Source organism: Bacillus sp. NP157 (genome assembly GCA_018889975.1).
GTDB lineage: Bacteria > Pseudomonadota > Gammaproteobacteria > Xanthomonadales > Rhodanobacteraceae > Luteibacter.
Map to the genome: position 1 here is coordinate 351316 of CP076546.1, position 20378 is coordinate 371693.

A 20378-nucleotide genomic window follows, 5' to 3' on the forward strand; every position below is an offset into this window, starting at 1 on the left:
TGGCGTTGCCTCTTGGGTCAGAACTCGAACTTGATGCCCTGGGCCAGCGGCAGCGCGTCGGAGTAGTTGATGGTGTTGGTCTGGCGGCGCATGTACACCTTCCAGGCATCCGAGCCGGACTCGCGGCCACCGCCGGTTTCCTTCTCGCCACCGAAGGCGCCACCGATCTCCGCGCCCGAGGTGCCGATGTTCACGTTGGCGATGCCGCAATCCGAACCAGCTGCCGACAGATACTGTTCGGCGGCCTTCAAATCCTGCGTGAAGATGGCCGACGACAGGCCCTGCGGCACGGCGTTCTGCATCGCGATGGCTTCGTCCAGCGTGTCGAACGGCATCACGTAGAGGATCGGGGCGAAGGTTTCGGTCTGCACGCCCTCGTCGGTGTTCTTCAGGCCGGTGACAATGGTCGGCAGCACGAAGTTACCCTTGCGATCGTCCAGCGCCTTGCCGCCCGTGCGGACATTGCCGCCGGTGGCCTTCGCCTTCTCGACAGCGGCGAGGAAGCCCTGCACGGCTTCCGGGCTGTTCAGCGGGCCCATCAGCGTGGTGGCGAGGGTGGGGTCGCCGATCTTCTGCTCGACCTGGCCGTAGGCCTTCACCAGCGTGTCGACCACGGCATCGTGGATCGACGAATGGACGATCAGGCGACGGGTGGAGGTGCAACGCTGGCCGGCCGTGCCAACCGCGCCGAAGACGATCGCCGGGATGGCGAGCTTCAGGTCGGCCGACTTGTCCAGGACGATGGCGTTGTTGCCGCCCAGTTCGAGCAGGCTGCGGCCCATGCGGCGCGAGACGCGTTCGCCGACCATGCGGCCGACTTTGGTGGAGCCGGTGAAGCTGATCAGCGGGATGCGCTTGTCGTCGACGAACTTCTCGGCGATCTCGGTGCCGGCGTCGTTGAACAGGAAGAAGATGTCCGGGAAACCGGCTTCCTTCAGCGCGTCGTTGCAGATCTTCATCGTCGCGATGGCCGAGAGCGGGGTCTTCGGCGACGGCTTCCAGATGCAGATATCGCCGCAGATCGCCGCGAGGAACGCGTTCCATGCCCACACGGCGACCGGGAAGTTGAAGGCGCTGACGATGCCGACCAGGCCGACCGGGTGCCACTGCTCGTACATGCGGTGGCCCGGGCGCTCCGAGTGCATGGTGTAGCCGTAGAGCATGCGGCTCTGGCCGACGGCGAAATCGGCAATGTCGATCATTTCCTGCACTTCGCCGTCGCCTTCCGGCTTGATCTTGCCCATTTCCAGGGCGACCAGCGAACCAAGGGCGTCCTTGTGCTTGCGCAGGGCCTCGCCGCAAAGGCGCACGGCTTCGCCACGGCGCGGAGCCGGGGTGGTGCGCCAGACTTCGAAGGCTTCCTGTGCGCGCTGGACGATGGTCTCGTAGTCCGCGGCGCTCGTGGCGTTCACCGTGGCGATGACCTCACCGGTAGCCGGATTGACGGGCGACAGGGTGCCGGCAGCCTTGGTGGCGGCCCATTCGCCGCGGCCGAGGTAGGTGCCGGATTCGGTTTCGGCGAGGCCGAGCGCTTGCAGGATCTTGGCGGACATGAAGACTCCTTGGACGGGGGCGGACACGGCGTCCGCTACCCAGGGGAAAACCGCAATTCTAGCAAACGACCCCTTCACACCCCGTTGTGCGCCGCAGGACAGATGTCGCGGCCCTGTCTAGGCCGGAGGTTCTTGCGGTAACCGGGAGAAGACGCGCGGAAGCCTATGTTAGGACTGGAAAAGAGCTGAAGGCCTTGGTGCGCCTTGGCAGGGCCGGAAAACAGGCCGCCGCCGTACCTAATGAATTGCGGAGTGCCGACATGACGCGTATCTACGAGGTTCCCTACCGTTCTGAAGATGGCCTGGGCTGGCCCGTCCGGGTCGACGGGCGAATCATGGCCCGGTACGACAGCCGATATGACGCGTTGGCCGCCGCCGTGAACAAGGCCGCGGCGGATGGCGGCGACTCGAGCATCGGGATCGAAGGCGCCGACGGCGTCTGGCGGCCGTTTGGCAGCGATGCGAAGCGGCCGGCGAGGGTGCCGGCGATGCCGGCGCGGCGGTTTTCCGTAGTCCGCTGATTCATCACGGACGGGCGCATCGCGCGCGCCCTTATTCGGAAATCCTGCTCAGGTTCTTCTCGAAGTTGTCGCCGTCGCGCTCATCGGTTAACGAATAAAGGCTGTAGCGACGGCCCAGTCGTGCACCGCCATCGCGGAAAAGGGGCTGCCAGACCACGTTCGCGCGTCCCGGCGACGAGCGCTGGGTCAGGAAGTCGAACGGCACCGAGAAGTAGATGCCCTTGTCGAAGCTACCTTCGCCGAACTGCCTGGCCGAGACGTTCGTCTTGGTGGCCCAGGCGCCCATCCGCACCCCGTTCGCGAAGCCTCGCGAAAGATCGAGCGTCACACCGATGTCTCCCGCCAGATACCTGCCTACGCTGGCGGACACGGTCACGTCATGGAAGCCGGTGTCGAGATACCCGGTGAGATGGCCCGTCGCTACGTGATACCGGCGGAAGCCAAAATCCTGGTCGTAGTCGCGCTGTTTGACCCAGTTGGCATCCAGACCTATGGCGTAGTGCTCGCCCGTGGGCCTGTAAAGCACCTCGCCACCCGCACCGCCGTACATGGATTCCAGCATGCCACCGTAGACCATGCCGTACAGGTCGGTGTCGAGGCGTTCGACGTGCGTAACCTGGAACACGGGCAGGGTGAAACGCGACGACGTTACGTACTGGCGGATGTCCGTGCGGACGCGCGGCAGGTTGCTGGGTGCGTCGTACTTGAAGCGGTCGTAGTTATTCAGCAGGTTCGCGTAGATCGCGCCGCTCCACCACGTGTGTTTGGTGATCTGGAAGTCGGCGTCGTAGTTCGCGTAGATCTGGTACAGCACGAACGCATCGGGTCCGCCAAGCATCTGGCCATAGCCGATGCCGAAGGCCCCGTCCCAACGCTCGGGCGGATCGGTGAAGAGCACTTCCTCGCGCTGCGGCATCGGCGGCGTGCGCTGCGTGCCACGGCGGAAGGTCTCCACATCGATGCGCTGGTCGACCAGTTCGTTGAACGACTTGCGGCTGATCGACGTTTCCACGATCGGCACGTCATGTCGATCGGTCAATACGGTGAACCAGTTGATGGTGCCGTCGAGCTGGTTGTCGAGCACCCGGGCGGCACGGCCGATTCCCTTCGCCTTGTAGAAATAGCGCGTCTGCGCCGCCGTGACGATCAGTTCGCTGCCACGCCGGGACACCCGGGTCACCTGGAAGCCGGCGTTGTCGCGCAGCTCCTTGCTGACCGACTTCCAGTCGACCTGTTCCGGCGCAAGGTTGGCAGGATGCCGTTCCGGGACCGGTGGGTCGAAGATCTTTACCGGAGGCACGTACTGGGCCAGGTTCGTGTGGAAGGTAAAGCCGGCCATGATCGCGCGCCCGCGCTCTAGCGCAAGGCTGAGGTCGACCGCGCTGGACGCGCGATACACCGCACCGAGGTTGACCGGCGTTCGCTGCGGCTGGTTATTCTTCAGCGGCTCGTGCTTGTAGTCGTTGCCTTCGTACTCGACCTTGACGACCAGCTTCTTCCAGGGTGTCTGCCAGGACACGCCACCGAACGCCGCCATGGGGCCGCGGAAGTAGTTGTTGCTATTGAACTCGCCGCCCGTCGTCGCGCCTCGGCCGGGTCGCGTGCGGAAGCGATCGTCGAGAACACCAAGCGGATTGCTGATGTTGCCGCGATTGCCGACGTAACCCCAGCCAAGTCCGAGCGAGACGTCGAACGGCCCGAAACGCTTGCTAGCTGCGACGTACTCGCCCGAGAACAAGCCGGTGCCGCCGATGTCGCGCGCGCCTACGGAGACGTCGGGAAGATAGTGGCTTTCTTCCCAGATCCGCAGCTTGAAGTCGATCGACTTGTCCTTATAGCTCTGGCCACCGCTGAGCGAAGCGGGTCCGTAAAGGCGATTGTCGACCGCTACATAGCGGAAAATCGTTTCGAGCCACGGCAGCGGCTGCAGGGTCACGTTGTAGCGCGTGTAAGGGCTTGTACGTGACGCCGTGAGGGATAGTTCGCCCTCGTCGGCCATTCGTGCCGTGGGCGTCTGCCACAGCCCGGCACCGCCGAAGTCGGACGTCGTCGGCGCATCGGCAGCGTGCAGTGTTACGCAGATAAGCGCCGCAAGCGGCGAGAGGCGCAACGTCAGTCGCTTCATCCGGGAGCTCGTCACGGCAGCACCTGCGTTGCAAGGAATGCCGCGATGTCCTGGTCCAGTTCGGGGTCGACCTGCATCGTCGCCGATGCCTTGACCGGCACATAGACGATCGCGCCCGGCGCGAGCGCCAGTGGCTCGGAGCGGTTCCACAGCGCGCGCCCCTGCTTGAAGACGGTGCCGTCGGGCTCGATCACGAAATAGGTCTCGTCGTCCGCCGCCCGGTCGGCGGTGCATCCGCGCAGATAGCGACGAGCATCCTGCAGCGGGATGAAGGCGGTTTCGCAGCTGGCGGGGACGGCGCCGACAATGCGTACCGTGCCAGGACGGACCGGGAAGTGCAGGCTGTCGCCGTCCGCCAGGTGTAGGTTCCTGGCGTGAGTGATTTCCGCTGCGCGAGGATCCAGGTAGGCGCCCGCGACACGGCCGGTAACCGGCAGGCCTTTGACCAGCGCGAGAACATGCATCGTCGCATCGATCACACGATCGTTTCCGGCCTTGCCCGCATCGGCTGCGACGAGGCTGAGGCTGTTGACGATGCCGGCCTTGAGGCGAACCTGTCGTTCGACCTGGTCCACCCGAATCAGCGAGGCCCCCATCGGATAGGCGTCGGGCGTGGGTGCGCCTGCGTTGCCAGCGTCGGCATATCGCGCGGATGCGGGAAACTCGAACTCGCCCGCGTGGCTGACCTGGCCCTCGACGCGAACGCGAAGCCTGGCATCCGCGGCATGCGGCGCGCCGTTCAGCAGCAAGGTGGTGACGAGAACCGACAGGAAGGCGCGCATCACGGACCACCCTGCAGGCGGGGTTTCAACTGCGTCACCTCGACCCGGAGGCCGGGCGCGAGGGTCTGTTGGCTTTTCCAGATGAAGCCCGTGTCGGGATCGACCCAGTAATGGTTCTCGACAGACCAGCCAGCCGCAGCGCTATCGCGCCGCTCGTCGATGCGCAGCAAGGTTTTCGGTCGCTCCAGGATGGTGACGGTCTCTAGTGCGCCGCGCGTAAGGCGGCCGTGCACCGGTACGCCGAAGCGATATCCGGGCGACCAGTCATCCACACTGTCGTATTCCACCGCATCGGTAACGTGGTTCAGGCCGGCGGCGAATGGATCCATGCCGACGATGCGGCTGGCGACCAGGTCGCCATCGAGGTTAGCCGTCTTGGCGATGCGCCCGTGTTCAAGGAAGACCGCCGTCTCGTGTGGGCCGTACCAGGCTTCGCGGGTCCCATCGACATTACCGAGGATCAGCAGGCCTTTGCCGTGTTGGGTTTCGGCGAGGGCCTGGAATAGCGGTCGACTGGCCACTTCCGCGGGCGACACGGGCAGTGCATCCCCGCCAAGCACGCCGCCGCGCACGGTTTGCACGAGCGAGCGCGACAGATCGCTGCAGGCGCCCAGGCCGGCGATGGCCAGGCACAGCGCAGCGCTGGCGAACCTGCGCCAACCCATGCGTACAGCCTCCGACGTCCTGTCGGACGAGCGATCAGTGTCCAAGCGAATCCTTGAGCTGACGTCGCGTCTGGCGCGACGTCGCGTTCCTTACTGGGCGCGGTCGACGTTGTAGTTGGCGGCCGCGGCGTTGCTGATGATGCCGGAGAGCGGCAACAGCTGGCTGATCAGTCGATTCCAGCGGGTGATGCCTGCTGCGCCGACAAAAACGACGTCGCCGGGCTGCACGTCGAAGTGATCACCCAGGGCGTAAGCCGTCGGCGAGCGGGCGTCGAGCTGGTAGACAGATGCCGGGTCGTGATCCAGGTCTTTCATGCCGCGGATGACGTAAACCGCCTTGCCCTTCGACGTGCTCTGGTTGAGCCCGCCTGCCTGGCCGATAGCCTGGGTGAGCGTGAGGCTGTCGATCTTGAACTTCAGCGGGCCCGGGCGAAGCACTTCGCCGACCACGTAGACTTCCTGCCGGTCATTGAAGGGCAGGAACACGCGATCGCCGGCCTTGAGGTAGATGTCGCTCGCCGAGGTACCGCCACGGCGCATGGCATCCAGGTTCAGATGGTAATCGTGGCCGTCGCGGGTAAGTACGAGGCCGGAAAGGTTCGCCATGTCCGGGTTCACGACCGCGGCGCCCATGGCGCGGCCGAGCGTGAGCGGCGCGGTGTCGAACACCTGTGCGTCGGTGCGTACGAAGGCACCTTCCATCACCACGCGCGAACTGCCGTAGGTAATGATCGAGATATCGACCTGCGGGTCTTCGACGTACGGCGCGAGGCGCTGGGTGATCAGCGTACGCAGCTGCTCGACCGTCATGCCATCGACCTTGACCACGCCGGCGAACGGATAAAAAAGCGTGCCGTCCGAGCGCACTGCGCGCCCGTTGGCGGCCGCCACCTGCTGCGGACCGGCAGGGGAGGTCAGCTCGGGATGTTCCCAGACGGTGATGTACAGCGTATCGCCGACACCAATGTGGTACGGACCGGGCCGATAATCGAGCAGTTCCTGCGGAACCTGCGTGTGGTCGCGCGTCGCGCTGTCCATCGCCAGCAGCTTGCGCGTGATCGGGACGATCTCAACGGCGCCAGCGGTCGCATCGTCTTCGCGGAAGATTTTCGACGTGGAGACGTTCTGGCCAGGTACGAATGCACAACCGTGCAACATGGCTGCGCCGAGAAGCAGCGCACTGAGGAAAACAACTTTCATTTGGCCCTGGGCCCCTGCATCGCCCGCAATCCAATTGCCGGCTCATGAAACGAAGCGTGCCGGGGAGGCCCGGCACGCTGACTACACGTTCAAGCGTGGATTAGCGCGAGCCGGTGGTACCGGTCGAACCAGTCGAACCGGTGGTGCCGCCGGTCGAGCCACCCGTGCCCGGACCCGTACCGCCGCCCGTGTTGTCGTCGCCGCCGTGATGGTTGCTGCCACCGCCATTGGCTGCGCCAACAGCCACCGCAGCGACTGCAACGGCGCCACCCACATAAAGAGCGGTCATCGTGCCAGCCGTCGCGGCACCAGCGCCCGAGGCGCCACCGGCAACTTCCGGCGTGGCATCAGCGTTGGTCGAGGTAGCGGTCTGTGCAGCCGGAGCGGCCGGTGCCACCGGGGTCGCCGGCGCGGTCTGCTGGGCAAACGCCGAGCCAACCAGCGAGACGGAGATCAGGGCGGCAAAAAGCTTCTTCATGTAGTTCCCCTCCATGAGTTTCGGAAAATGATGCTGGTCGCGAGTATAGCGGGTGATCTCAAAAAAATGCGAGACCGACGGTCGGGCGTGCCCGGTTGCACGGTGCACGATGCGTGACGCTGGTCGGTCCTTCCATCGTGAGCTAGCCTTGCAGGCTTGGTTCGTAAGCCCGGACGGCTTGGGAGAGTGTCGCGTGTTCAAGCGCATCCTGACGGTATGCATCGGAAATATCTGTCGCAGTCCAACTGCCGAGTATGTGCTCAAGGCGCATCTGCCGGCAGACGTCATCGTCACGAGCGCCGGTATTTCGGCACTTGCCGGGAAACCGGCGGATCCGATGGCGCAGGCGCTCATGCTTGAACACGGTATCGATGGCAGCGCCCACCTGGCACGCCAGCTGACCAGCAGGATGCTCCGGGAGGCCGACCTCGTCCTCGGGATGGAGAAGGCGCATGTCGCCGAGATGATTCGCATGGCGCCCGAGGCGAGCGGCAAGATCTTCCTGCTGGACAAGTGGACCGGTGGTCGTGACATCGCCGACCCCTACCGGCAACAGCGCGAAGCGTTCGAGCACGTGTACCTTCGGATCGAAGAGGCGGTGGAAGGCTGGCGTAAGTACCTCTGATTCGATAATGGCCATGGCAGGGTAATTCTAACCAAGGGCCACTTCCGCTATCATCGACGGGTTGTGCGATCTGCGGCGCCCTGGATCATTCGATGCGGCGCGCGGAGGGGAAGGAAGCCGGTTCTGCCGGGCTTGGCAAGGTAATGCCATAGCGGTCGCCTGAATACCCATCTCTCCGTACCGTCACGTGGCGAAAGCTTGCGTGGCGCCGTTGGCGCGTTCTCAACCTCGCAGCGTCCCTTGCTGCGTGTCGTAGGTGCGCACAGGGTGCGCAGCAGTACTTTCCTTGGATGGGGCACGTGCCAACCATGGCCGACACAAATTCTTCCAGTCAGCGCGACGACGACATCGACCTCAGCGAACTCGTCGGGGCGCTCCTTGACCAGCGCTGGCTGATCATCGGCATCACCGCGTTCTTTTTCGTCGTCAGCGTGGCGTACGCCATCCTCGCGACGCCGGTCTACCAGGCCAACGCCATCGTCCAGGTCGAGCAGAAGGTCCCGAACCTGCCGGGCCTGAGCGCGCTGACCCAGACGCTTGGCGCATCGAGCTCCGAGGCGACGACCGAAATCGCACTGGTCACCTCCCGCACGGTGATCGGCCAGGCGGTTGACGAGCTCGGCCTGACCACGGACGTCCAGCCCAAGCGCTTCCCGATGATCGGCGACTTCGTCGCCCGACACTTCTCGCCCGACCATGCCGGCGACGTGGCTTCGCCGTGGCTCGGCTTCAAGAGCTACGACTGGGGTGGTTCGGCGATCCGTGTTTCCGCCCTGGACGTGCCGCGCGGTTTTCTCGACCAGGCGCTCATCCTGGTCGCGGGAACGGGTGGCTCCTTTACCGTCCTGAATGGCGATGGCGACACGCTCGTCGCCGGCAAGGCTGGCGCACCGGCGTCGGGCCACGGCGTATCGATCACGGTGGAGTCGCTCAAGGCCAACGCCGGGACGCGGTTCGTCGTCGTCCGCCATCGTCCGCTGACGGTCATCAGCCAGCTGCAGATCGCCATCGCCGCGGCGGAGCAGGGCAAGGACTCGGGCATCATCGAGCTGACCTACAACGACACGAACCCGGAGCTCGCCGCCTCGTTGCTCGACCACGTGAGCCAGGGCTACGTCGAACAGAATATCAACCGTAATTCCGCCGAAGCAGCGAACAGCCTCAAATTCGTTCGCCAGCAGATGCCGATCGTTCGCGGTGACCTCGAAAAGGCGACGGCAGCCCTTTCGGCGTTCCAGTCGCGCGCGCATTCGGTCGACATTACCCTGCAGACCAAGGGCCTGCTGGACCAGGAAGTGGCGGTCGAGAGCGCGATCCAGGAACTGCGCACCCAGTTGCCCGACCTGGAGCGCCGCTTCACCGCCATACATCCGGCCTACCGTGCCCTCACGCAGCAGATCGGCCAGTTGGAAGCGAAGAAGGCCGTGCTCGAGAAGCAGGTGGGCACGCTGCCCGATACGCAGCAGGAGCTGCTCCGCCTGACCCGCGACGTCCAGGTCACGAACGAGACCTATACCGGCCTCCTCAACCAGGCGCAGCAGCTCGACATCGCGCGGGCCGGCACCGTCGGCAACGTCCGCATCATCGATCCAGCCGCCGTGGATACGACCCAGCCGGTCAAGCCCCGCAAGGCGGTGATCGTCATCGGCGGCACGTTCCTCGGTGGTGTGTTCGCGCTTGCGCTCGTGTTCCTGCGCCGCATGTTGAACAGGGGCGTGGAAGACCCGTCCGAGATCGAGCAACTGGGCTTGCCGATCTATGCCTCCATTCCGGTGAGCGACATCGAAAAAACCTCGTCCGTGCGCGGCAAGCGGATCAAGGGCGACGGCCACCAACACCTGCTGGTCGTTACCGACCCGGCCGACCTTGCGTCCGAGTCGCTGCGCAGCCTGCGCACGAGCCTGCATTTCGCGCGCATGGAGGCCAAGAACAACGTCTTGATGATCTCCGGTTCCAGCCCGGAGGCCGGCAAGACCTTCGTTTCGGCCAACCTTGCCGCCGTGATCGCCCAGGCGGGCCAGCGCGTCCTGCTCATCGACGGCGACATGCGCAAGGGTGCGCTGCACCGCGTGATGGGCGGCAAGCCCGAGCGTGGCCTGTCCGACGTCGTTTCGGGCCAGCTTTCGATCGAGGAAGTCACCCGTACCGTTCCCGGCGTGGACACGCTGCACTTCATCTCCCGTGGCAAGGTGCCGCCGAATCCGTCGGAATTGCTGATGGGCTCGCGCTTCACGGCGATGATCGAGGAAGCGCGGTCGCTGTATGACCTGGTGCTGATCGATACGCCGCCGATCCTGGCGGTTACCGATGCCGCCGTCATCGGCCAGCATGCAGGCACCAGCCTGCTGGTGGTCCGCTTCGGCCTCAACCAGGCTCGTGAGATTGCCGTCGCGAAGCAGCGATTCGAACAGAATGGGGTTGCCCTGAAGGGCGCCATCTTCAATGCCGTGGAGCGCAGGGCATCGGGTTACTACTCGTACGGTTATTACGAGTACAAATCCGCGACCTGATCCATGCCGTGGGCCTCGGCCCGCACACGAACAGTACGGAAACGATATGCACGCTCTTGATGACGCAAAAATCGCACTGATCGGCCTCGGGTACGTAGGCCTGCCGCTCGCCGTTGAGTTCGGCAAGCGTTATGCGACGGTCGGTTTCGACATCGATGCCGGGCGCATCGCGGAGCTGCGTGCCGGCACGGATCGCACCCTTGAAGTGGAGCCGGAACTGCTCGGCGAGGCCACCCACCTATCGTTCGAAAGCCAGCTTGAGGCGATCGCCGGCTGCAACGTCTTCATCGTGACGGTGCCTACCCCCATCGATTCGGCCAAGCGCCCCGACCTGACCCCGCTCGTGAAGGCGAGCGAGGCGCTCGGCAAGGTGCTCAAGCGTGGCGATATCGTCGTGTACGAGTCCACGGTCTACCCGGGTTGCACGGAAGAGGTGTGCGTGCCGATCCTCGAGCGCGTCTCGGGCCTGTCGTACAACGAAGATTTCTTTGCCGGTTACAGTCCCGAGCGGATCAACCCGGGCGACAAGGATCATCGGGTCACCAACATCCGCAAGGTCACCTCGGGCTCGAATCCCGGGATCGCCGACTTTGTCGACGCGCTCTACGCAAGCATCATCGAAGCTGGCACCTACAAGGCCAGCTGCATCAAGGTCGCCGAGGCGGCCAAGGTCATCGAGAACACGCAGCGCGACCTCAATATCGCCCTGGTCAATGACCTTGCGATGCTGTTCAACAAGCTGGGCATCGACACCCTGGAAGTCCTCGAGGCCGCCGGGACCAAGTGGAACTTCCTGCCGTTCCGTCCGGGACTGGTCGGCGGCCATTGCATCGGCGTCGATCCCTACTACCTGACCCACAAGGCCCAGGAAGTGGGGCACCACCCGGACGTGATCCTGGCAGGCCGTCGCACCAACGATGGCATGGGCGCGTACATCGCCGGCGAAGTGATCCGCCTCATGGTGACCAAGGGGCTCAACCCCGTCCGTGCCCGGATCCTGGTCATGGGCCTGGCGTTCAAGGAGAACTGTCCGGACCTGCGCAATACGCGCGTCGTCGACATCGTGGCGGCGCTCCGTGGCTATAACACCGAGGTCGACGTGTTCGACCCGTGGGTCGACAAGGCCGAGGCGGTCCATGAATACGGTCTCGAGCCGGTGGCCGCCCCGGTGGCCGGCGGCTACGACGCGATCCTGCTGGCGGTGGCGCACAAGGAGTTCGCGGACCTGGGCGCGCCCGGCATCCGGGCTTTCGGTAAGCCCGGCGCCGTGGTCTATGATGTGAAATACGTGCTGCCGCGTGACGCGGTCGACGGTCGACTCTGATTAAGAAGGCTTGTTCCTATGAAAGTGCTGGTTACGGGTACGGCTGGGTTCATCGGGTCCCACGTGGCTATCAAGCTGCTGGAGCGGGGTGACGAGGTCATCGGGTTCGATAGCCTGAACGACTACTACGATGTCACCCTGAAGGAGGCCCGCCTGGCCCGCTTCATGGATCATCCGAACTACACCCACGTGAAGGGCGACCTCGCCGATCGCGAGGCGGTCGAGCGCGTGTTCGCCGAGCACAAGCCTGAGCGCGTCATCAATCTCGCCGCCCAGGCCGGTGTCCGCTACGCGGCGGAAAACCCGCATGTCTATGTCACGAGTAACGTGACCGGTTTCCTGCATATCCTCGAGGGATGCCGGCACCACGGCGTGAAGCACCTTGTCTTCGCGTCCACGAGCTCGGTCTACGGGGCCAATCGCGACATGCCGTTCTCGGAGCACAGCTCGACCGAGCATCCGCTGACGCTTTACGCGGCCACCAAGAAGGCCAACGAACAGATGGCGCATAGCTACGCCCATCTGTACGGCATCCCGTGCACGGGCCTGCGCTTCTTTACCGTGTATGGCCCCTGGGGCCGTCCGGACATGGCGCTGTTCCTGTTCACGAAGGCGATCCTGGAAGGCAAGCCGATCAACGTGTTCAATCACGGGCACCACAAGCGCAGCTTCACCTTCGTCGACGACATCGTCGAAGGCGTGGTGCTGGCGCTGGATAACGTTGCGACAGTCAACGAGGGTTGGGATGCGATGCATCCGGATCCGGCGGAAAGCGGTGTCGCGCCGTACCGGATTTTCAACATCGGTAACGAGAACCCGGTTGAGCTGCTTACGTATATCAAGACGCTGGAGCAGTGCCTCGGTCGCGATGCCGTCATGAATCTCCTGCCGCTGCAGGCAGGCGACGTACCCGACACCGAAGCGGATATTGCCGACCTGAAGGAAACGCTCGGCTATCAGCCCAAAGTCTCGGTGGAAGAGGGCGTCGCCCGTTTCGTCGAGTGGTACAAATCCTATTACAAGGTCGCTGGCCACTAACCAGGGATAGGGAGCCCGTCGGGATGCATTCCGGCGGTTCCGGGTCAGGGGACCTCGGTAGCAGATGGTTTTCAGGAACGCGGCAATCTTCATGAGCGGCACGGTATTGGCGCAAGCGGTCACGCTTGCGGCCGTGCCCGTGCTTGCACGCCTGTACGATCCCCATGACTTCGGTGCGTTCGGCCTTTACACCACGATTTTGAGCATCCTGGGGGGTATCGGCTGCCTACGTTATGAGCTGGCGATCGTGCTGCCGAGGACTCGCCATGGCGGTGCACAGGTATTCGCACTCGCTGCCTTGGTGGCGGTGGCGTTATCGTTCCTTGTACTCATCGCCGTTGCGCTCTGGCGTGTCGAACTGGCTGCGCTGTTCAAGCAACCCACGTTTCGTACTCTCCTGTGGTGGATGCCGCCGTCCATCCTCGGATTGGCGGCATACCAGGCGCTCAACTACTGGGCCACGCGATCGTCGCGATTCAAGACACTGTCAAGCTCGCAGGTGTTCCGGGCCGTTGCCGTAACGGCGACGCAGGTGGGAAGCGCGGGCCAGATGGCGGCCGGTGGCGGACTGGTCGTCGGCCAGTTGGTCGGGCAGTGGGTGGCCAACGTCACGCTGTTCCGGCAGGTCGTACGACATGACCTGGCTGTCGTCAGGACCGCCCTCAGGCCGTCGCGCATGTGGCGACAGGCGCAGCGATATGCCTCGTTCCCGTTGCATGGGGCACCGCAGGCCCTGTTGAATTCGGTATCGCAAGCCATTCCCGTCCTCATGCTGGGCATGTATTTCGCCCCGGCAGTCGTCGGCCTGTACGTCATGACGAATCGCGTCGTTGCCGCTCCGATGACGCTTATCTCGCAAGGTGCGCGGCAGGCGTTCATGCCGAGCTTCGCGCGCCAGCTCAACGCGGGCGACCGGTTGTTGCCGCCATTGCGCCGTTACACATTGATCCTTGCCGGGCTGGGTCTTCCGGCGACCGTTCTGTTCGCACTATTTGGCGGAGTGCTGTTCGGCTTCGTCCTCGGCGAGCGCTGGACGGAAGCCGGACACTACGCTGGGTGGGTCGGTGTGTGGCTCTGGCTGGGCATGGCCAATGTGCCGGCGATCACCGTGCTTACGGTGTTGGAGCGGCAGCGCACGCAGTTGATCTACGAGATCGTCCTGTTACTGGGGCGCGTCGCCGCGCTGGCTTCCGCGGCATGGACCCACTCGGCGCTGACGACCATTGCGTTGTTCTCCGTTGTCGGCGCCGCCGCGAACGGCTCCCTGGTACTGATCGGCCTCAGCGCCGCGCGAAAGCACGATGCACGACTCACTCTCACGGAGGCCTGACGTGGCCCAGTCACTTTCCGGCGCGCGTGCGTCCGTCGCCCCGACCGTCGCGGTGCACGTGGCGGGCGAGCCAACGGGCTTTGCTCGCCGTTGGATTCCGCTGCTGGAGTCACGCGGGGTGAACGTCCTGCAGGTCAATTGCTTTGGTGACGATGCCATCGATCGGTTGAAGGGCGCTGACGCGCTGATGTGGCATTGGTCGCACTCCGATGCGCGTGCCGTGCTGATGGCACGGCAGCTGCTCGCATCGGTCGAAGCGGCAGGGAAGGTCGTTTTCCCCGCATTGAGCACCGGGTGGCATTTCGACGACAAAGTGGGTCAAAAATACTTGCTGGAGGCGATTGGTGCGCCGCTGGTTCCGACGCATGTCTTCGTCCAGCGCGAAAGCGCACTGGCGTGGATAGAACAGGTTGCGTATCCGCTTGTATCGAAATTGCGTGGCGGCGCGGGCTCGCAGAATGTCCGGCTGGTGCGGGATGTCCGCAGCGCCCGTGCCTTCGTTCGCCGGGCGTTCGGTCGGGGCATTCCACCGCTTGATCGTACGGCGCTCCTGCGGGATCGGTTTGTGCGCCTGGCGAGAAAGCCAGCGATGGAACGGCCTGGCCTCGCCCTGCGCGCCATCGCACGATGGCTGGTACCCAGCGCCGTCGAACGGGTGAAAGGTCGTGAATCGGGTTACGTCTACTTCCAGGACTTCCTGCCGGGGAATCGCTTCGATACCCGCGTGGTCGTGATCGGTGGCCGGGCATTCGGCCTCAGGCGCTTCAATCGCGACGGCGACTTCCGCGCGTCAGGTAGCGGAAAAATCGACTATGACGCCTCGGCAATAGACCCGAGGTGCGTCGAGATCGCATTTGCTGCGTCCCGAAAGCTGGGGGCCCAGTGCCTTGCTTACGATTTCGTTTTTGACCAGACCGGCGCGCCGCTCATCGTCGAGGTCAGCTACGGATTTACATCGGCAGCCTATGACGCATGCGAGGGTTTCTGGACGGAAGACCTGGCATGGCATGCAGGGCGTGTCGAGCCAGAGGCGTGGATGGTGGATGGAATAATGGCTCAAATAACGGAATCTGAGGTCGTTTGATCGTCATGGTTTTGCCCTCTCTCAAGCGCGTGCTGACGATCTCGGGTGCAGTTGCGATCGCTCTCTTCCTGACGTTCGTTCCGTGGGAGTCGATCCGTCACGCCGACTTCGGCGATTTGCAGAACTATTACGCGCACGCCGAGGCTGCCAAGAGCTATCTGGATGGTAAGGACCTCGATACCGCAACTTCGTTTGTCACTAACGAGGTCATCTGGCACCTGCTAACCGAGTCCTGGATCCAGTATTATGGTATCCAGCCCGAGTACGCTTTTCTGGCGATCTCAGCTCTGACGCTGGTTTGTTTCTTCGTCTTCACAGCATCGCGGCTGGGTATCCGTTGGTCCGTGCTACTGATAAATCCGCTGGTCATCGACCTTGCGTTTTCACAGTTGCGAATGGCGCTGGCGATTTCACTGCTTTTTATCGCGTATAGCGTGCGGAAACGCGTGACGAAAGCTGCCGTTGGCATCTTGACTCCGCTCATCCACACAGCATCGCTTTTGTTCGTCATGTTTGGCGTCGGCGCGGCCCTGATCTCTCGCTGGTTAGAGCGTGGCCGTATTTCGCGACGCAAGGCGTTCCTTCTCCCAGCATCGCTCGGCGTTGCTACCGCGTTGGTGCTCGGTCCTCTCCGAACGATATTGCTCACGCTGGTGCACGACAGGCGCGCCGAATATGCCGACATGGGAAGTTCCGTCCTGTATTCATCGTACTGGGCTGTTCTCCTTATTGCGCTTTATTTCCAGCCCGCGCGGTACTTCAAGTCCGCGGAGAATTGCTTTGCGATCATCATCCTCGCGTTGGTGTCAGCGAATATGGTCGTTGGTGGTTACTCGACGCGTTTCCTCGCTGCATCGTTTCCGCTCTTGTTGGTATCGATGGCTAATATGCGTGGGCCCGTGAGGTACATCATGCTCTTCGCGTTCATCGTGTATGCGACGGTTCAATGGATTGTATGGATTTGACCGGAAGCATCGTCCAAGGCCACGAGCGCAGAGCTTTTATCCTCGTCCCATCAGACCGTTCTGGCGGCGCCGAGCGTGTGCAGAAGATCGTTGCGCTGGACCTCCTGGCCCGAGGCTGGCAAGTAGATATCGCTTGCCTTTCCGAAGGCATTCGCGCCGTATTCGCGCCGTTGGCAAGCGAGCGCTGCACGGTCACGATGCTTTCCAGGACGCGTGAGCTGCACGGTGTCGCTGGCATGTTCCGGCTTGCTTTCGGCACGCTGCGAAAGCGGAACTACGATCTGTACTTTTCTTCGCATACGCACTGCAACGCGTTCCTGTCGTTCCTTCGCCTGATGCGACTGATCCGGACGGATCGTCTCGTCGCGCGTGAGTCGACCGTCGTGGGGCGTCGGTTCAAGGGTTTCACGCGCCTGTTCTACAAGACCTGCTACCTGTTCTACGGCGCCATCGACATGGTGGTTTGCCAGACGGAAGAGATGCGGCGGCTCTTGCCGGCTTTTGCGCCCCTGCTGGATTCGAAGCGGCTGGTAACGGTGCCGAATCCGGCACCGCGAGCCAACGTGGAACGCCGCGATGCACCGCTGCGCGACCCCATCGAACTTGTCGCCGTGGGTCGATTGATCCCCGAGAAGGGTGTTTCGGTGCTGCTGGAATCTGTCCGGCGCTTGCACGCGACAGGCCAGCGCGTTCGTCTGCGCGTGTATGGTGACGGCCCGCTGCGCGCCGAGCTTGAAGGTTTGGCTTCTTCGCTCGGGCTGGAGAGCGTCGTCCGGTTCGAAGGCGTGACGACGGAAGCACTGGCGCGCATGTCCGACGCCGATGTGTGCGTGGTGTCGTCCATCACGGAAGGGTTTCCGAACACGTTGCTGGAGATGATGCAGGCCAATGTCCGTGTCGTCTCCACCCTTTGCGCGGACGGCATTGATGCGATCGATGGACTGGTGACATGCCCGGTCGCTGATGCTCAGGCGCTTGCCGAGGCGATCCAGGCCGTGATCGCCGGGCCGACGGAGGGACGCGCGAGATTGTTCGACGAGGAGCTGGCGAAGCGTGACCCTCGCGCCTTCGTGGACCGATTGCTTCATGGACCCGCGAAAGGCGGCGTGCTGGATCTAAAGGAGTCACTCGACAGGCCATGAAAGTCGTCTTGTTCGCCAACACGGATTGGTACCTGTTCAATTTTCGTCGATCGTTGATCGAGCGCCTCGTGGCCGACGGCCATGACGTGCTGCTGCTGACGCCCGACGGCCCCTACGGGCAGCGCCTGCGCGCCATGGGCGCTCGCTGGCATCCGCTGCCCATGAACCGTCGGAGCCTTAACCCGGTGTCCGAACTTCGGCTGGTCTGGTATATCCGCGGCGTCTTGCGTGCCGAGCGGCCCGACGTGGTTCACGGGTTTACCGTGAAGGGCGCCGTTTACGGCGCGCTCGCCGCGCGACTCGCAGGCGTTCGCGGCCGGGTCAGCGCGATCACTGGCCTGGGATACGTTTTCACCAGCCAGGACGCCATGGCACGCCTGCTTCGCTTGCCGGTGCGCGTCCTCATGCGGCTCGCCCTTGGCGGCAAACACGGGCGGGTCATCGTGCAGAATCCCGATGACCAAGGCCTGCTTGCCGCATCGGGACTGGTCAGCGAATCGAGCATTCGCCTCATCTATGGATCAGGCGTGGACTGCACGCGATTCCACGCGGTGTCGCGTCAACGCGGAACGCGCACACGCGTCCTGATGGCCTCTCGCCTGCTCTGGGACAAGGGGATCCGGGAATACATCTCGGCTGCCGCGTCCCTTCGCGAGCGAGGCGAGAACGTCGATTTTCTCCTGGCAGGTACGCCCGATACCGGCAATCCTGCGTCCGTTTCCGATGCGGAGCTGCAAGGCTGGGTCGACCAGGGATTGATCACCTGGCTTGGGCACGTCGACGACATGCCCGCGCTATTCCGTGGCGTGGACATGGTGGTCTTGCCGAGTTACGGCGAAGGGTTGCCGAAGAGCCTCATCGAAGCGGCGGCCACCGCGTGTCCCATCGTGACCACGGATGTACCCGGATGCAGGGAAGTCGTGACGCACGAGGTGGAGGGTTTGCTCGTACCTGTACGTGAGGCCGTCGCCCTTGCCGATGCCATCAGTCGCCTGCATCGCGATGAGGTTCTTGCGGAACGGCTTGGCGCGGCAGCCCGGGAAAAGGCCATCAACCAGTTCGACCACGACATCGTGATTCGTGAAACGCTGAAGGTCTACGCGGAAGTGTGCTGACCTGTTCGTCGGCGCTCATGCCCAGCCTGCGAGGATGTATCCCCACAGGGCAAGGCGCTCGTGCATGGCCTTCCCGCTGACGTACCACGCCGTGCGCGTCCTCGAGAGCCAGTGCGACGACACGCGATAGGGTGGTGGCGCTACCGCGGCTCCGTAGACGACAAATCCCTGTTTGGCGAATGCCCGCGTCGCGCGGGTGAGGTGCGCCGCTGACGTCACGACGATGACCGAGCGCACGCCGAACTCGCGCAGGATCGGGCCGCTGTAAACGGCGTTTTCGTGCGTGCTGGTGCTGCGGGTCTCGAGCCGCAGCTGCGTACCCGTGGCAGCACGGCCGCCCATCGCTTGTGCCATCCTGGCCGCTTCGCCGTAGCCGCCCGAAAGAAGCATGACCCGTGGATGGCGTTCGCCGCTTAGTGCGACGCCAAGTTCGATCCGTGTGCTCGGGTCGGCGTCGGCATCATCGTTGCTATCGCCGACGCTCGCCGGTACGCGGTCCCCGCCGAGGACAATTACGGCATCGGGTTGCTGTCCCTTGGGCATGGCGTAGACCGTCGGGCCGACGATGAGGGCGTCCCTGAGCCAGCCGGCGAAAGAGGGCGTGCCGCAAAGGATCAACCACCCGAAACCCGCGGCGATGGGGAGTAGTGCGATCCACTTTCGCGTAAACGCATACGCCGCGATGCCGACGAGGGCTAGAAGGACGGCCTGGATCAGCGGAAGTGCCATGGCAAGCCATCGGCGCCGACTCAGTCGGCGATGGCGGGCTCCGGCTCTTCCGTAAGCGGGATCTTCACAATCGCTTGCACGGGCGGAATCTCCACGACAGCGCTCTGGCTGCGCGGATGCGTCCGTCGATACTCTCGTACGACGATCAGTGTGTAGACGACGGTCACGGCGAGGAACGTCATCAGGTTCGTTTCGCCAGGCAGTCGGCGGGTGATCGAGCCGATGCACGAAAGGATCGTCGACAGGCCCACGAGGACGATGAGCGCCTGGCGCGGCGTGAGCCCACGTGCGAGCAGTAGGTGGTGGATGTGCCCGCGGTCTGGCTTGAACGGCGATGCACCGTGGCTGAGACGTCGCGTCATCACCGTGAGCGTGTCCAGGACCGGCAACGCGACGCACCAGAGGACATCGGTAGGACTCACTGGAGAGTCGCTGGACTCGGCCATGCGGATCAAGGCCCACGCCAGCAGGTATCCGACGACCATGCTTCCTGCATCGCCGAGGAATACCTTGCGCCGGGTGAAGCCGAGGTTGACCAGCAGGTAGGGAAGGGCAGCCGAACCGAGCAGCGACAGCAGCACCACGATGCCAGGCAGATCGGCCTTGCCATGGAACGCGAGCAGGGTCACGACGCTGACGAGCGCCTGTGATCCGGCGAGGCCGTCGATGCCGTCCATCATGTTGAAGGCGTTGAGCAGTCCGATCACGGCAACGACGGTGAGGACGTAGCCGCCAGCGCCGAGTTCGACGGGCATGCCGAAGAGATGGCCGAGCGTGGTGATATGTACGCCGGTGGAGAACATCACGCACACCACGCAGGCAACCTGTGCAACGAGTCGCACACGGACGCTGAGATCGTGACGATCGTCGAGGGCGCCGATGATGGCCATGACGGCGGCCGTCTCGATGACGACGGTGCGGAATGGCCCGAGCTGCCCGAAGTACAACGTGCCTGCGACAATGCCGCCATACATGGCGAGGCCGCCGATCAGCGGAACGGCACCCAGGTGACGCTTGCGGTCAGTGGGAATGTCCACGAGGCCGAGCGGGCCGGCGAGGGGGCGAAGGATTGCGATGAGAAGGCCGGTGATGGTCGCAGCACACAGGCAGGCCATCAGGAAGTGCGCGTTGATCACTCAGATATCCCTATCGACGAAGACGAGGACTCGCAAAGCCTGGGCGCAGCTAAGTC

The 20378-nt window shown here is 63.8% G+C and carries 18 protein-coding genes; 10 read left to right on the forward strand and 8 right to left on the reverse strand.

Features of this window, described 5'->3' with window-relative positions; genetic code table 11:
* Positions 1–17 precede the first annotated feature (17 nt).
* Positions 18–1553: an aldehyde dehydrogenase family protein gene (locus tag KPL74_01615; GenBank protein QWT20717.1), complete on the reverse strand. Its 1536-nt coding sequence runs from the start codon at positions 1551–1553 to the stop codon at positions 18–20.
* Positions 1554–1813: 260 nt separating this feature from the next.
* Between KPL74_01615 and KPL74_01620 the strand changes: the two genes are divergently transcribed.
* Complete coding sequence (locus KPL74_01620; GenBank protein ID QWT20718.1) at positions 1814–2074, forward strand: DUF2188 domain-containing protein; 261 nt, start codon at positions 1814–1816, stop codon at positions 2072–2074.
* 31 nt (positions 2075–2105) lie between these two features.
* Here KPL74_01620 and KPL74_01625 read toward each other — a convergent pair whose 3' ends face one another.
* From KPL74_01625 to KPL74_01645, 5 genes are all read right to left on the reverse strand, one after another.
* The gene (locus tag KPL74_01625) at positions 2106–4199 is read right to left on the reverse strand and encodes a YjbH domain-containing protein (protein QWT20719.1); all 2094 of its coding nucleotides are present in this window, start codon (positions 4197–4199) and stop codon (positions 2106–2108) included.
* A gap of 11 nt (positions 4200–4210) precedes the next feature.
* Positions 4211–4981, reverse strand: a complete 771-nt coding sequence (locus tag KPL74_01630) for a capsule biosynthesis GfcC family protein (GenBank protein QWT20720.1) — start codon at positions 4979–4981, stop codon at positions 4211–4213.
* On the reverse strand, positions 4981–5646 hold the full coding sequence (locus KPL74_01635) for a YjbF family lipoprotein (protein ID QWT20721.1): 666 nt from the start codon (positions 5644–5646) through the stop codon (positions 4981–4983). The genes KPL74_01630 and KPL74_01635 overlap by 1 nt, the downstream gene beginning before the upstream one ends.
* 90 nt (positions 5647–5736) lie before the next feature.
* On the reverse strand, positions 5737–6846 hold the full coding sequence (locus KPL74_01640; GenBank protein ID QWT20722.1) for a polysaccharide biosynthesis/export family protein: 1110 nt from the start codon (positions 6844–6846) through the stop codon (positions 5737–5739).
* Positions 6847–6946: 100 nt separating this feature from the next.
* Positions 6947–7324, reverse strand: coding sequence for a hypothetical protein (locus KPL74_01645; protein ID QWT20723.1), 378 nt, complete (start codon positions 7322–7324; stop codon positions 6947–6949).
* Between the two features lie 193 nt (positions 7325–7517).
* Between KPL74_01645 and KPL74_01650 the strand changes: the two genes are divergently transcribed.
* The 9 genes from KPL74_01650 to KPL74_01690 all read left to right on the forward strand — a co-directional run bounded on the left by KPL74_01650 (position 7518) and on the right by KPL74_01690 (position 18457).
* Positions 7518–7949 carry a low molecular weight phosphotyrosine protein phosphatase gene (locus tag KPL74_01650; GenBank protein QWT20724.1) on the forward strand — a complete coding sequence of 144 codons (432 nt, stop codon included), beginning with the start codon at positions 7518–7520 and terminating at the stop codon, positions 7947–7949.
* 308 nt (positions 7950–8257) lie between these two features.
* Positions 8258–10459 carry a polysaccharide biosynthesis tyrosine autokinase gene (locus tag KPL74_01655; protein QWT20725.1) on the forward strand — a complete coding sequence of 734 codons (2202 nt, stop codon included), beginning with the start codon at positions 8258–8260 and terminating at the stop codon, positions 10457–10459.
* 46 nt (positions 10460–10505) lie between these two features.
* The gene (gene tviB / locus KPL74_01660; protein ID QWT20726.1) at positions 10506–11783 is read left to right on the forward strand and encodes a Vi polysaccharide biosynthesis UDP-N-acetylglucosamine C-6 dehydrogenase TviB; all 1278 of its coding nucleotides are present in this window, start codon (positions 10506–10508) and stop codon (positions 11781–11783) included.
* Positions 11784–11801: 18 nt separating this feature from the next.
* Complete coding sequence (locus KPL74_01665; protein QWT20727.1) at positions 11802–12821, forward strand: NAD-dependent epimerase; 1020 nt, start codon at positions 11802–11804, stop codon at positions 12819–12821.
* Between the two features lie 91 nt (positions 12822–12912).
* The gene (locus KPL74_01670) at positions 12913–14151 is read left to right on the forward strand and encodes an oligosaccharide flippase family protein (protein QWT20728.1); all 1239 of its coding nucleotides are present in this window, start codon (positions 12913–12915) and stop codon (positions 14149–14151) included.
* Position 14152: 1 nt separating this feature from the next.
* A complete protein-coding gene (locus KPL74_01675) occupies positions 14153–15235 on the forward strand; it encodes a hypothetical protein (protein QWT20729.1) in 1083 nt (360 codons plus the stop codon).
* Positions 15232–16200, forward strand: coding sequence for a hypothetical protein (locus KPL74_01680; protein QWT20730.1), 969 nt, complete (start codon positions 15232–15234; stop codon positions 16198–16200). The genes KPL74_01675 and KPL74_01680 overlap by 4 nt, the downstream gene beginning before the upstream one ends.
* A complete protein-coding gene (locus tag KPL74_01685; GenBank protein QWT20731.1) occupies positions 16197–17342 on the forward strand; it encodes a glycosyltransferase in 1146 nt (381 codons plus the stop codon). Before KPL74_01680 ends, KPL74_01685 begins: the two co-directional genes overlap by 4 nt.
* Positions 17343–17410: 68 nt before the next feature.
* Complete coding sequence (locus KPL74_01690) at positions 17411–18457, forward strand: glycosyltransferase family 4 protein (protein QWT20732.1); 1047 nt, start codon at positions 17411–17413, stop codon at positions 18455–18457.
* A gap of 15 nt (positions 18458–18472) precedes the next feature.
* Here the strand turns inward: KPL74_01690 and KPL74_01695 are convergent, their stop codons facing one another.
* Together KPL74_01695 and KPL74_01700 are read right to left on the reverse strand one after the other, a co-directional pair.
* Positions 18473–19186, reverse strand: a complete 714-nt coding sequence (locus tag KPL74_01695; protein QWT20733.1) for a YdcF family protein — start codon at positions 19184–19186, stop codon at positions 18473–18475.
* A gap of 20 nt (positions 19187–19206) precedes the next feature.
* Entirely contained in the window at positions 19207–20322 is a 1116-nt protein-coding gene (locus KPL74_01700; protein ID QWT20734.1) for a hypothetical protein, read from the reverse strand.
* Between the last annotated feature and the right edge of the window lie 56 nt (positions 20323–20378).